We start from the raw sequence: 12936 nt of genomic DNA, 5'->3' as shown, positions 1-12936 counted from the left end.
CCGCTCATGCCACCAATTGCAGGTTCAGGGTCGGGAAGGTGACGGTGCTGCTGCCGCCATCGAAGCTGACCCTGACCTGCACTGTCAGCGCCCCCAGCGGCAGACCCTCCAGCAGGCTCTTGAGCGCATTGGTGGACACATGAGCGGCATCGACATCGCCTGGCGTGACGCTATAGCCATCAAGCAATACCCGAGTGGTGCCGCTGGCGAGCAGGCTGATAGTCAAACGCTGGTCGGGGGCCATGAACATCCATTTCGGCAGCCGGAAGGTGGCGTGGTCGGTGACCGTGGCCAGGCTCAGACGCCCTGACGCGATAGTGGGCCGGGTGCACTGGATGGTCGGCCAACCGCTGGCCTTTTGCTGCACGCTCAGGGTGTGATGCAGCGACTCTTCATCCGGACCATTGCCACTGACCCGGTAGTAGACCGCAATCTGCTTGCCCATGTGGGCTGGCACATACTCGGCGGGCACCTTGTAGCGGCGTTCGGCTTCAGCATCATCCGTCTGGTAGGCGCCATGGGTGCCGGGCGTGGCCCAGAACACTTCGATGACATCGCCAGGTTTGAGCACCGCTTCAGGCGCAATCACCACCGTGGCCCCGCTGCGCGCGGAGTCAGGATTGAGCGAACTCTGACTGCCTGACCCGACAGCCTCGGCCACCGTCGGCGGCGGCAATACACGCCCCACGGGTTGGGCCCGCACGGTCAGGCGCACAGGGTTGGAATAGGGCGTGGTATTGCCAGCACGATCCTTGAGTTGGTAGCAGGCATAGCGCTCACCATCACCGCGATCGCGGATCATCTGGCCGGCAAACGTCAGGCTGATGGGCTGGACGGTGCCACGCGGCAAGGGCCGGCTGGCCACTTCATCAGTTGGCACAACCTGCTGCGGATCAAGGCTCCAGTACCAGGTGATCACATCACCCGGCGCCGCCAACTGGTAAACCGGCACCTGCGCCAGTACCTGCTGGCCATTGTCAATCAGGTACTGCTCGGTAATGGTGTCGGTGTCGAAGATCAGCCGCCCGCTATTGTTGCCCAGTACCGGCGCGGTGAGGTCAATGGTGACCTTCTGCTCCAGCGAGTGGGGGTAGAATTCGCTGGGGGTGGTCAGCTCATACCAGACCTGATGCTCACCCTGGGCAAGCCGCACTACCGGCACTTTAAAGAGCCGATCTTGCGGCGGAATGTCCGGGTACGAGTCGCTGGGCCATTGGCGCGTCTCCAGTAAATGGTGACTCATACCGGTGGTCCAGTACAGGCGCAGGGTGGTGGTCCTGCCAGAAATGGGGGTGTGCTGCCAGGCCGGCACCTCTACCGGCACCTCTACCTGGGCATCGGCCGCCGGCAGCAGGCCGGTTTCATCCCATTGCGGGTCGTCGGGCAACAAGGCCGGCACCTCAGGTGCCGGCAAGGTGATCACAGACGGGACTTGATCAGACGGGCTCATGCTGGAGGTTCCTCGGTGCGGGGGTGGCTGAAGACCATTTAACCGCTGTACACCGAGGTGCGGCACTGGCAGAACCATCAGGCTGGCTGCCAATGCTCTGAGACTGACTCTATATGGACGACGGCAACCGCTTACCAGTTATAGCGCAGTCCCACGTTGGCCCCCCATGGCTGGTCGATGCGTTTGCCGTTGCTGTAGTCGAAATCGGCATGCACCTGCCACTGCTCGGCAAACGACATGGCGAGGCCGACACCCAGCTCGCCCCGCGAGCCGGACAGGTCGTTGTTGAAGCGGTTGTCGTTGACCCGCACCTGATTGTCGTCATTGAACTCATGCACCAGTGCGGCACGCACATAAGGCTGTACCGTGCGGCCCTGGCCGAGATCGAAATCACGCCCGGCGGTGGCCCCGAGCTTGCCCAGCACCGAGCCGCTGCGCTCGCCTTCGGCACGCATGCCATTGGACAGACGGTAATCCTTGCCACTGACAGTCAACGCCGATAACTGACCAAAAGGCTCAATGAAGTAGCCATCGTCCAGTTTGATATGGCGACCAAACTCCAGCGACGCGCCCAGGCCATTGTTGTGGTAGTTGCCCTTGCTGCGCTGGCCATCGCTCATGGCGACATCGGCCTTGTTGCGCAAGTGGTTGAACTTGATCACCGCGTCCAGATAGTAACCGCTCTGTTGATCCAGCCAGGTGCCGTAGCCACCGACGTAGAAGCTGTCGACACTGCCACTGGTGCCCTTGCGCAGGTCAAGGTCCGACTGGCTGTAACCGGCCAGCACACCGACCAGCCACTGCCCGTCACCATGAGGCAGCGGCGCATCAGCCCCCAGGCTCAAGCCCTGCTGGGTCTGCCGGTAGCTCACATCGGTACTGACGTCATATTTATTGCCATAGGCGCGCATCCAGCCGCCCGCCTGGCCAGGGTTATGGCGCAGCTCGCCCATGCGCGTGCGCAGGCTGCTCAGCTCGCCGTACCACACCGTGGGCGCGGCATTGAACAGGGCCAGCACCGACGCCGTGCCCGGGCTGATGACTTTGGTGGTGCTATCCAGATACCAGTCATTGCCCTGGCGCAGCAGGTCATAAGACCAGGTACCGAGGTCCACCGGCCCGCCCAGCAGGCTGAACTGCGCGTCACCGCCGGCAATCCGTACCATGTGCAGGCTGGCATCCTTGAGCGGGTCCTGACCGCTGGCGGTGACCGCCAACTGATGGTTGCCACTGGCATGACCGGTCACATCGAGAAAGTCGTTGCGGCCCTGAATGAAGTCGGCCTGCATGGCAAAGGTTCCCTTGCCAGACAGCTCCCCCAGCGACAGGGTATGGAACGCATCAGGCTGGCCGAAACGCACGCTGCCGCCGTCCAGGCTCAGGCTGGCCAACTGGTTGTCGCCGGCCATCACCCATTGCGCGCCACTGTCGACCGCCAGGCTGGCGACGTTGTACAGGTTGCCGGTCAGACTGGCGGCATTGTGCAGTTTCAGGTTGGCTGTGGAGCCCTGCTCGGCGTGGACATCACCGGTCAATTGGCTGTTGCTGACACTCATGTTGGCAGTGGCGCCGGTGGTGACGTTCAGCAGCACGCCATTGGCCCCCTTGAGGGTCGAACCATTATTGACCTGGATGTCCACCGGATTGGAGGCCAGGCCATAGTCACCGACCTCGATGGCGGCGCCACCGGTGCCTTCCACGGCCACGCCATCGAGCACCAGGCTGGCCGGCCGCGACAGGTCTTCGCCCGGATTGAAGTGCACCCCGATGTCGCCGGTAATCGAGCCGCCTTGCACCGAAGCCTGACCATTGTTGATCCACAGGCCGAAGGCGCCACCACTGATCTGGGTGTCGAAGGAAGTAAAGGTGTTCTTGCTGCCAACCCTGACACCGGTGTCGCCACCCTGGATGATGCTGTCACGGACAATGGCCGTGGAGCCCTCGGCATCGGTGGCGTCACGCCCCATGAACAGGCCGGTGTCACTGGCACGGATGGTGCTGCCAGTCACGTTGGCAGTGGCGGCAGACAGATAGATACCTTGCGTCGTGCTGGTGACACTGGAGTTGTTCAACACCAGTGCCGAGTCACGCTCGACCTTGATCGCAGAAGTGCTGGCACCATTGCTTGTCAAAGTGGCGCCATTAATGACCCGGTAATCGGTAATTGCCGTCGAGGCGTCAATAGTCTTGTCAAATCGTACTGTTTCGGCGCGGGCCTGTTGCGCGACCAACAGCGCGGGCAGCAAAGGCGTCATGAGTAAAAGTTGCAGGGCAGCAGAAAGCGGCGCTCGGCGAAAGGGCGGGCGAAAGGACATTACGGCGTCTCCAGATTGAAAGAGCCGGCTCGATACTGTAACGAGCCGGCCAATTACGAAGGGGCGCCAAGACTAATAAGACACCACTCCACGAGCTATCAGATCAATCCGCAACTAATGTAGGAATATTCCTACTGTTGAGACCATTAATAAACAACCCCTCATCGATAACTAATTCGCCATTAGTGGCACTCGCTACTTCATGGCATGCCCGGCACTACACCAAGATCACAAGTTCCATCCGGCGTACCCAGTTGCTCGGGTGAAACAAGTTCTTCAGCCGCTTCAGAAATAACTGGGGCAGCATTGATGGTCAGCGTGTAAGCCAGATGACCTGTCGCGTAGCCTTCAGTGGTGTCCTCCCGTGCCGGCAGAATGTGCAGGTCGTAAGGGGTCACGAACCACTCCACCCCAACGACCTCCGCGCCGGCGGCAATCGTCAGGTCTTCAAGCAGCTCGGTGCCGGATACTTCAGTGGACGTTCCATACTCATACAACACCCAGCGCAAGCTGATTTGCTCGCCGGCCACCAGATAGGCAGACGGCGGCACCTGCACCCGATAACCGATGGCGCCATCGCTGCTGCGGCGGCGCAGCGCCGAGCAGTTGAGAATCGGCAGGCCACCAACATCAACGATATCCGGGAACTCCGGCTTATCTAGCAATACCGGGATGGCATGCACCGTGACAGCGGTAGGCCTGGAACGGACATCGTTGGGGTAGGCAGGGTTGCTCAAGCTGTAATGCACTTCGACCACCCCGGTGCCGCCTCCCTCGATTTCATCCCACTGCACGTCAAAGGTCATGGGAGTGCCTGGCGTCTCACTGCCCACCAAGGTGATGACGTGCTGCACCGCGACCCCCTTCCAGAACAGGGTGATGACATCCCCGGCAGTTACGGGGTCGTAGAGGGTGAAGCTGGCCGTTGCCGGCAGGTTGGCATCGCCGGGAACCAGGTGATTTTCCTGACCGGAATCGCCCTTGACCACAACCAGATCCAGCGCCGGATTTACCGGGTCCGGCTCGTCGGGGTTCTCGGGGCCGGTGTAGGCAAAATTGACATCGACCTTGATGGCATCAGCCGTCGGCAACGGAAAAGGCGCGCTGCCACGCAGGATGGTGTAGGTCACCGGCGTAACCTGATCGAGTGGGTCGTCGGTGTATTCGGTGTCCAGATGGTCCCAGGGCACCGGTACGGATACCAGGAGCGGGTTACCGCCACCGACCCGCTGCGCAGGCAACTCGCCGACACCCCACTGGACCACGATATAGTCATTGGGCTGGTGGCCGGTGTACTCGGCGATCTCAACCGTGACGCCCAGGTTTGCGTCCTCCAGGTCGATCAGCGTATCGGCACCGCCAGGGGCCAGCGGCACGAAAGGCGGCTTGAGGTTTTCCGGCACCGGCCCCAGCACCACCTGGACCGGACGTACCCGCGACACCCGGCTGCGGTTGCCGGCCTTGTCGTACAGCTCATAGGCAACGTAGTGATCGCCCGAGCCCAGCGCATCAATGACATTGCGCGGCATCAGCACGCGGCGGGTTTGTTCAGGCAGCAGTTCGACAATCGACGGGCTGATGGGCTGATCGGGGTCCGGAACGGTGTTGGTCCAGACCAGCGAGACCCTGACGCTGTCCTTTTTCGCTTCCTCGAACGCCGGGACGGTCAGCCACACACCGCCGTCGGCGGCCAGCACCGCCTCGTTGACCGGGCCAGGATCTTCCACCGCTGGCGGGTCATCCTGGCCCCAGATCGGTGTGCGATCGAGGGTGATGAACTGCTGCGGCGCATCGGTGAATTGAGTGTCATTCCAGTTGCGTACGCTGTACCAGAATGTAAACCGGCCCTCACGGCCGCGGAAATGTGCCTCCAGAATCTGCTCTTTGACCGGGAATTGCACCGGCGCCGACAGGATTTCTTCATGAAGCAGTACCGGATCAAGCTCGCCCTCGGCCCGCCACCACAGCCTCAACCCGTAGCTACGCCCTGGAGGCGGAATGGTGTCCATCCAGTTGCTCAACTCGAGCTGGATCGCCTCGCCAAGCTTGGCCACCGGCATCAGGCCATCCGGATCGCCCGTGATGGCATCGACGATGTGCGCCACATCGAGTTCCAGCAGCGGCCGGTTGCGCAGGTAGTTTTCCCGGGTCTTGCGGGCGTTGCGTTTCTGTTCCGTGTCCATGGGCAGTGCCTCCTGGGCGGTTGCTGATAGGTATCGACAAAACCAGGCAGCACCGCGGCTGCCAGACCTGACAGTTAACTCGCCCGCGCCAGCGCGCCCCACTCCCGGTTCTGCCAGCTTGACGCTGCACATAGCGCTGGCTGGCCATGGCAAAATGTGTCAGGCCTGATACATTGGCGACATTCGCCAGACATTCCCCGACGGCAAGCTTGCGCACCGCTCGCTGGCACCATAATGGCCAGCCGCTCGATCATGACTCGCCGCCTGTTCAGGCGCCCTTTCAGGCAGCAAACGCATATGCAAGCACTCTCCGACAGCCTCGCCGACGACTCAGCCAACGAACAGCGCTGGACCACCCGCGCCCTGATCGTCGATGACGACGTGGCAATTCGTGAACTGCTGTGCGATTACCTGGCACGGTTCAATATCCAGGCCACTGGCGTGACCGACGGCGTGCAAATGCGCCAGGCCCTGGCCGATGGCAGCTTCGATGTGGTGGTGCTGGACCTGATGCTGCCCGGCGAGGACGGCCTGTCGCTGTGCCGCTGGCTGCGCAGCAGCTCTGACATCCCGATTCTGATGCTCACCGCACGCTGCGAACCGACTGACCGGATCATCGGCCTGGAACTGGGCGCCGACGACTACATGGCCAAGCCGTTCGAACCCCGTGAGCTGGTGGCACGGATCCAGACCGTGCTGCGCCGCATCCGTGATGACCGCAGTGATCAACGCACCACCATACGGTTCGACGCCTGGCGCCTGAACAGCGTGCTGCGCCAGTTGATTGCGCCAGATGGCCTGGTGGTGCCGCTGTCGAACGCCGAGTTTCGGCTGCTGCGGGTATTCCTTGAGCGCCCGCACCGGGTGCTGAGCCGCGAGCAACTGCTCGATGCCGCACGTGGGCGCTCCATCGAAGCCTTCGATCGCAGTATTGACCTGCTGGTCTCACGCCTGCGCCAGAAACTCGGTGAAGACCCGAAAAATCCGCAACTGATCAAGACCGTGCGCGGTGAAGGCTACCTGTTCGACGCCCGGGAGCTGAGTTGATCCGTTCGGCCGACACGCTGTTTGCCCGGCTGTTTGGCGGGGCTCTGGCCGCGATCCTGCTGGCCCATCTGCTGGCCTTTGCCTGGTTTACCCACTACGGCCCGCCACCGCCGCCGCGCAATGATGCGCCGACTGTCGAGCTACGCGCCGATGATGGCAGCTCCAGGCCACCGCCCGGGCGACCCAAGCCGCCGCTGTTTGGCGGGCCGGTGGTGCCGCTGGTCTTTCAGTTAGTGACCCTGGTGATTGCTGCCTGGTATGGCGCAAAAGCGCTGGCCAACCCGGTAAGGCGCCTGAGCGATGCGGCCGAGCGTTTGTCGGACGACCTCGACAGCCCGCCACTGGCCATCACCGGGCCGCGCGAAGCGCGCCAGGCCGCGCAGACCTTCAATCTGATGCAGGAAAAGCTCCGCGAACAGTTGCAGCAGCGCGCGCGCATGCTGGCCGCCGTGTCTCACGACCTGCGCACCCCGCTGGCGCGCCTGAAGCTGCGCGTCGAGCAAATCGACGATCAGCGCCTGCATGATCAGATGAGCCAGGACCTCAACGACATGATCGGCATGATCGATGCGACCCTGAGCTACTTCAACCAGAACCGCCAGAGCGAGGCCATGCAGCAGTTCGATGTGCAGGCACTGATCGAGTCGCTGGCCGAAAACGCCCAGGACAACGGCGACGAGGTGACCTATCAGGGCATCTGCCGCCCACTGAAGACCCAGCCGATGGCGCTGCGCTCGTGCCTGCACAATCTGATCGACAACGCGCTGCGCTATGCCGGCAGCGCCCACGTCGACATCCTCGATGAGGCTGATCGGGTACGCATCGCGGTGGTCGATAACGGTCCCGGTATCGCCCCGGAGTTCTTTGAAAGCGTATTCGAGCCGTTCTATCGCCTTGAAGGCTCGCGCAACCGCAATTCCGGCGGGGTCGGCATGGGCATGACCATCGCCCGCGAAGCGGCCTGGCGGATGGGCGGCGACCTGCAACTGAGCCAGACACCGGGCGGCGGCCTGACTGCCGTGCTGAACCTGCCGCGCGCCTGAGGCCGGTTGTAGCAGCGTCGATACACAGCCTACATCGCGGCGACACCTGGATCGCTGAGCCTGTATGGGCCGATAACTGGTTATCGGCGCCCATCAGCCGAGCGAGTCAGTCCGATGATCAATGCAATCAGCAACAACTATTCGAGTTACACCAGTACCAGCAATGTCGCCAGCAACCCGAGCAAGCGTTTTCAGGAAATGCTGCTCACCAAACTCGATGCCGACGAAGACGGCAGTATCAGCAAGGATGAACTGAGCAGCGCGCTGAGCAACGACAGCAAGGACGGTATCAGTGTCAGCCTGAGCCAGGCATTCAGTTCGCTGGACAGCGACGCAGACGACAGCCTCAACGCAGAGGAACTGGCCGCTTTCACCCCGCCACCACCGCCAGGCCGGGAAGGCTTCGATGTCGCCAGCCTGGCCACAGACCTGCTGGGTACACTGGACAGTGATGCCGACGGCGCGGTCAGCAATGATGAGTTGACCACTGCGCTGAGCAATGCCGGCAGCAGCGCCGACAGCAGTAAAGTGTTCAGCGCCCTGGACAGCAACGAAGACGGCACAGTCAGCCTCGAAGAACTGACCGCCGCCCTGCAACCGCAGCAGCCACCGGCCGGCCCGCCGCCCGCGCAAAACCAGGCCGCCGACGCTGACAGCAGCAATACCCGCCAGCTCGACACTCAGGCATTGAACCGGATGATTGCCGCCCTCGGTGAGCGTTACGACACCGAAGGCAGCAAACCGGTAGGGCGTTATCTGGACACGGCGGCCTGAGCACGGGCACAGGCGACAATCAAGGGCAACGGGATCGGCGTAGGAGCGGCTTTAGCCGCGAAAGGCTTCGCAGCTGAAGCGGATCGCCGCCCGGCCGCTCCTACGGTCAAGCGATCGGCATAAGCGCTACTGAGCCTGTTTGGCCAGCGCCCGCTGCCGGGCGGTGCGCAAGCCGCTGACGTTGCCAAAGCGCACTTCGCGTGACGGCGGGTAGCCGTAGAACGAGGTGTAGCACTTGCTGAAGTGGCTGGGTGAAACAAACCCGCAGGCGACTCCGACTTCCACGATCGGCAGATCGGAATGCTGCAGCAGGCGGCGGCTTTCGGTGATGCGCAGTTCCAGGTAGTAACGCACCGGCGTGGTGCCGAGCTGTTCCTTGAACAGGCGCTCGATCTGCCGTTTGGAACGGCCGACATAGGTCGACAGCTGGTCCTGACTCAACGGCTCTTCGATATTGGCGCTCATCAGGTTGATCGCTTCACGCAGCGGCTCGCTCATTTTCTCGTGCAGCGACGGGCGCGCCCGGCGATAGCGCGACTCTTCGAAGGCGAGGATATCGATGACCGCATCCACCAGACCGCGGCCGTGCAGTTTATTGATCCATTCCAGCACCATATTAAAGGCGCCGGTGGGGCTGGCCGCGGTGAGCCGGTCGCGGTCGACCATGTAGCTTTCGCTGGTCACCTGGCTCTCGCGGGCAGTTTCGGCCAATGCAGCACGCTGCTCAGGGTGAATAGCGCATTTGTAGCCATCGAGCAGCCCGGCCTGCCCCAGAAACCAGGCGCCGCTCCATAGCCCGGCCAGGGCAACGCCCTTGTCCTGAGCCAAATGCAGCACATGGGTCAGCAGCGGATTGGCGCGCAATGGCGTGCGCAAGCCGGAACACACCACCAGCAAGTCCAGATCCTGCACCTGGGCGGGGTCGACAATTGAGTTCGGGCAGATCACCAGGCCCAGGTCGCTGGTCACTGACTCTCCATCAAGGCTGAAGGTTCGGGTGGCGAACACGCCAGCCTTGATGAGGTTGGCCGTCACCAGGGTGTCCAGCGCCTGGGTGAAGGCCGGTAACGAGAAATGCTCAAGCAGCAGAAAACCGATTCGAGCCTGGCGTGGCGCTTCACTCTTCTCGCCCACGTAGCGGAGGTTCTGCCCTTGCATGCCTCCGCTGAACTGTCTTCTCTCGACCAATCGCGGCCTCTACACACTTTTGTTATTCATATGAAAACCGGGCCCGGCACAACTGGCCCGGTTACCCGGCTTTGTTTGATCGTGACCCGCAGCATCATACGCCGCTGGCCGACACTCACTGGTCTGCGGACGACATGTTGCTACGCTGTAGCGCACCGCGTGATAGACGATCAAGCAGCAGCGCCACTGCCACGATCGCAAGCCCGGCGCGCAGCCCCAGGCCCATTTCCATGCGGGTCAGGCCACGGGTGACTTCCGCCCCCAGGCCACCGGCACCGACCAGGCCGGCCAGTACCACCATCGCCAGCGACAACAGGATGCACTGGTTCAACCCCACCAGCAGGGTCGGCATGGCCGCCGGAATCTCGATCTTGAACAGGATCGCCCGGGGCGGCGCGCCCATGGCCTGGCCCAGTTCCAGCAAGTCCTTGGGGATCTGTTTGAAGGCCAGCGTGGTCAGGCGCATCATCGGCGGCACGCCGTAGATGATGGTGGCGATGATCGCCGGCACCTTGCCCAGGCTGAACACCATGACTGCCGGAATCAGGTAGACCCAAGGTGGTACGGTCTGCATGACGTTGAGCAACGGGCCGACCGCAGCGTCCATGCGCTTGTAGCGCGCCGCCAGGATACCCAGCGGGAACGCCACGCTGACCGAGATCAGCACCGACACCGTGACCAGCGCGATGGTCTGCATCGACGCGGTCCAGAGCCCGCAAATCAGGCAGAAGCCGAGCATCACCAGCGCCAGCAAAGCCGCCCGCAGGTTGATGAAAAAGTACGCAAGCCCGGCCACGGCGAGCATGATCAGCCAGGCCGGCAGCGCCAGCAATGCGGCTTCGCAACCACCCAGGATGAACTCGATCACTCGGCTGATCGCAGCAAACAGCGGGTGCAGGTTGGCGTTCAGCCAGTCCACCACCGGTGCCAGGTATTGACCTGGAGAGAATCTGATATCGGACAGGCTCATGGGCGGCCTCCAGCGTCATCGCCACGGATCAGACTCTGGGTCATGCGGTCCAGAATCAGAGTCAGCACCACAATGGCAATCGACGCATTGATCGATTTGGCGATATCCAGGGTCCGGATCGCCGCATAGATTGCTTCACCTAGCCCGCCGGAACCGACGATGCCGGCAATCACGACCATGCCGAACGCCATCATCAGGCTCTGGTTGACCCCGGCCATGATGCTCGGCAAGGCAAACAGCAAGCGGATCTTGAAGAATTGCTGCCAGCCCGTCGTGCCGCTGGCTTCGCCCAGCTCGATGAACTGGCGGGGCGTCATCCGGATACCCAGGCACGTCAGGCGCAACACCGGTGGCACGGCCACGATGAAAGTCGCCACCAGTGCGGTGCCCGAGCCGTAGCCCAACAAGGCGATGGCCGGCAACAGATAGATGTAGGGCGGCAAGGTCTGCAGCAGGTCAAGGGTCGGCTCGGTCACCCGATCCAGTGCCGGCATCAAGCCAGCCGCCACCCCCGCCGGCACCCCGACCAGCAGCGCCAGGCTGGTGGCCGTCAAGACCAGTGCCAAGGTGCTCATGGTTTCCGGCCACAGCCCCATCAGCTCGCAGAAGCACAGGCTCAGCGCCGTGCCGACGGCAAATTTCCAGCTGCCGGTCAGACGCCACGCCAGCGCGCCGATCAGCGCTGCAACCACATAGAAGGGGGCTACCGCCAGCGCCCAGTAGACCGCCTGATACAAGCTCTTCAAGGCATCGTTGAGGGCATCGAATGCGGTCGACCAGTTTTCCGCCGTCCATTCCAGGGCGGCGTCGACTTTCTCATCGAACGCCGAGGCAAAATCGGCGGGATTCATGGCGTCGACTCCACTGCCGGGCTATGGGCGAGGTCCTGGAATTCGTTGGCGCTGCCCTGTACCCCGCGCAGCAGATCACGCTGGCTGACGACACCTTGCACAACGCCGCCGTCAGCCACCGCCAGAGCTTCGCAATCGCTGCGAATCAGCAGGTTGATCAGATCGTCGAGGTCAGCCTGGATGTCCGCTACCGGCAGGCTGCTGAGATCGGTTTGCGGATGCGCGGCGCGCCACACTGCAATAGGCGTCATGACCGCCTCGGCCTTGACCAGGTGCAGCCGCGAAATACCCGCCACGAATTCGGCCACGTAATCGTCGGCCGGGTGCAGGACGATCTCTTCAGCAGTGCCTTCCTGAATGATCATGCCGTCTTTCATGATCGCGATGCGGTCACCGATACGGATCGCCTCTTCCAGATCATGGGTAATGAACACCGCTGATTTGCCCAGCGACTTGGTAAGCTCGCGGAACTCATCCTGCAACTGGCGACGGATCAACGGGTCAAGGGCGCTGAACGGCTCGTCCATCAGGATCACCTCAGGATCGGAGGTAATCGCCCGCGCCAGGCCGACACGCTGCTGCATGCCACCCGACAATTCAGAGGGGTAACGGTTGGCCCAGTCGGATAGCCCGACCTTGGCCAGCGCCTGCTCGGCCACTTTGTGCCGCTCGGCCTTGGCAACCCCACGCACCTCCAGACCGAAGGCGGCGTTTTCCAGCACCGTGCGGTGCGGCAGCAGCGCCACGCTCTGGAACACCATACCGATGTGCCGGGCACGGATATCACGCAGCTCGGCGCCATCGAGTTTGGCCAGGTCCTTGCCCTTGACCAGAATCTGTCCGCTAGTGGGTGCGATCAGTTTGTTGAGCATGCGGATCAGCGTGGATTTGCCACTGCCAGACAAGCCCATGATGCAGAAAATCTCGCCACGCCGCAGTTGAATGTTGACATCGGAAACCCCCACCACACAGCCAAAATCCTGAAGGATCTGCTTCTTGCTCAAGCCACGCTCTATATAAGCCTGCATGGCGGTCTGGGCATTGTCGCCAAACACTTTCCAGACCGACTGACAGCTGACCAACACCTCATCAGTGTCATTTTTGACTGTATTCAT

General features: G+C 62.3%; 10 protein-coding genes. 3 read left to right on the top strand and 7 right to left on the bottom strand.

Annotated elements, in window-relative coordinates:
* Nucleotides 1–4: 4 nt before the first annotated feature.
* The 3 genes from NJC40_RS17425 to NJC40_RS17415 all read right to left on the bottom strand — a co-directional run bounded on the left by NJC40_RS17425 (nucleotide 5) and on the right by NJC40_RS17415 (nucleotide 5948).
* Nucleotides 5–1450 (bottom strand): hypothetical protein, encoded by a 1446-nt coding sequence (locus NJC40_RS17425; RefSeq protein WP_253140438.1) that lies wholly within the window; start codon nucleotides 1448–1450, stop codon nucleotides 5–7.
* A 131-nt stretch (nucleotides 1451–1581) separates the two neighbouring features.
* Nucleotides 1582–3705: an autotransporter outer membrane beta-barrel domain-containing protein gene (locus NJC40_RS17420; RefSeq protein WP_253140437.1), complete on the bottom strand. Its 2124-nt coding sequence runs from the start codon at nucleotides 3703–3705 to the stop codon at nucleotides 1582–1584.
* A 260-nt stretch (nucleotides 3706–3965) separates the two neighbouring features.
* The gene (locus NJC40_RS17415; RefSeq protein ID WP_253140436.1) at nucleotides 3966–5948 is read right to left on the bottom strand and encodes a hypothetical protein; all 1983 of its coding nucleotides are present in this window, start codon (nucleotides 5946–5948) and stop codon (nucleotides 3966–3968) included.
* A gap of 297 nt (nucleotides 5949–6245) precedes the next feature.
* Between NJC40_RS17415 and NJC40_RS17410 the strand changes: the two genes are divergently transcribed.
* The 3 genes from NJC40_RS17410 to xopAW all read left to right on the top strand — a co-directional run bounded on the left by NJC40_RS17410 (nucleotide 6246) and on the right by xopAW (nucleotide 8812).
* Nucleotides 6246–6995, top strand: coding sequence for a response regulator (locus tag NJC40_RS17410; protein WP_045494595.1), 750 nt, complete (start codon nucleotides 6246–6248; stop codon nucleotides 6993–6995).
* On the top strand, nucleotides 6992–8038 hold the full coding sequence (locus tag NJC40_RS17405) for a sensor histidine kinase (RefSeq protein ID WP_253140435.1): 1047 nt from the start codon (nucleotides 6992–6994) through the stop codon (nucleotides 8036–8038). Before NJC40_RS17410 ends, NJC40_RS17405 begins: the two co-directional genes overlap by 4 nt.
* Nucleotides 8039–8152: 114 nt before the next feature.
* Entirely contained in the window at nucleotides 8153–8812 is a 660-nt protein-coding gene (xopAW, locus tag NJC40_RS17400; protein ID WP_253140434.1) for an EF-hand domain-containing protein, read from the top strand.
* Nucleotides 8813–8938: 126 nt separating this feature from the next.
* Here the strand turns inward: xopAW and NJC40_RS17395 are convergent, their stop codons facing one another.
* The 4 genes from NJC40_RS17395 to NJC40_RS17380 form a co-directional block, all read right to left on the bottom strand.
* Nucleotides 8939–9970, bottom strand: a complete 1032-nt coding sequence (locus tag NJC40_RS17395; protein WP_231906445.1) for a GlxA family transcriptional regulator — start codon at nucleotides 9968–9970, stop codon at nucleotides 8939–8941.
* 145 nt (nucleotides 9971–10115) lie between these two features.
* The gene (locus NJC40_RS17390) at nucleotides 10116–10970 is read right to left on the bottom strand and encodes an ABC transporter permease (RefSeq protein WP_045490178.1); all 855 of its coding nucleotides are present in this window, start codon (nucleotides 10968–10970) and stop codon (nucleotides 10116–10118) included.
* Nucleotides 10967–11821 (bottom strand): ABC transporter permease, encoded by an 855-nt coding sequence (locus tag NJC40_RS17385; protein ID WP_253140433.1) that lies wholly within the window; start codon nucleotides 11819–11821, stop codon nucleotides 10967–10969. Before NJC40_RS17385 ends, NJC40_RS17390 begins: the two co-directional genes overlap by 4 nt.
* Nucleotides 11818–12936 (bottom strand): quaternary amine ABC transporter ATP-binding protein, encoded by a 1119-nt coding sequence (locus NJC40_RS17380; protein ID WP_253140432.1) that lies wholly within the window; start codon nucleotides 12934–12936, stop codon nucleotides 11818–11820. The genes NJC40_RS17385 and NJC40_RS17380 overlap by 4 nt, the downstream gene beginning before the upstream one ends.

It is taken from the genome of Pseudomonas sp. 21LCFQ02 (assembly GCF_024129895.2).
GTDB lineage: Bacteria > Pseudomonadota > Gammaproteobacteria > Pseudomonadales > Pseudomonadaceae > Aquipseudomonas.
The sequence above is the reverse complement of the archived record's forward strand: the minus strand, read 5'-3'. Positions and strand labels throughout refer to the sequence as shown.

Bases quoted from the DNA above. Each gene is read 5' to 3' on its own strand.
- NJC40_RS17390 (WP_045490178.1), bottom strand. From the start codon at position 10,970: ATGAGCCTGTCCGATATCAGATTCTCTCCAGGTCAATACCTGGCACCG.
- NJC40_RS17415 (WP_253140436.1), bottom strand. From the start codon at position 5,948: ATGGACACGGAACAGAAACGCAACGCCCGCAAGACCCGGGAAAACTAC.
- NJC40_RS17425 (WP_253140438.1), bottom strand. From the start codon at position 1,450: ATGAGCCCGTCTGATCAAGTCCCGTCTGTGATCACCTTGCCGGCACCT.
- NJC40_RS17385 (WP_253140433.1), bottom strand. From the start codon at position 11,821: ATGAATCCCGCCGATTTTGCCTCGGCGTTCGATGAGAAAGTCGACGCC.
- NJC40_RS17410 (WP_045494595.1), top strand. From the start codon at position 6,246: ATGCAAGCACTCTCCGACAGCCTCGCCGACGACTCAGCCAACGAACAG.
- NJC40_RS17380 (WP_253140432.1), bottom strand. From the start codon at position 12,936: ATGAATACAGTCAAAAATGACACTGATGAGGTGTTGGTCAGCTGTCAG.
- NJC40_RS17420 (WP_253140437.1), bottom strand. From the start codon at position 3,705: ATGACGCCTTTGCTGCCCGCGCTGTTGGTCGCGCAACAGGCCCGCGCC.
- NJC40_RS17395 (WP_231906445.1), bottom strand. From the start codon at position 9,970: ATGCAAGGGCAGAACCTCCGCTACGTGGGCGAGAAGAGTGAAGCGCCA.
- xopAW (WP_253140434.1), top strand. From the start codon at position 8,153: ATGATCAATGCAATCAGCAACAACTATTCGAGTTACACCAGTACCAGC.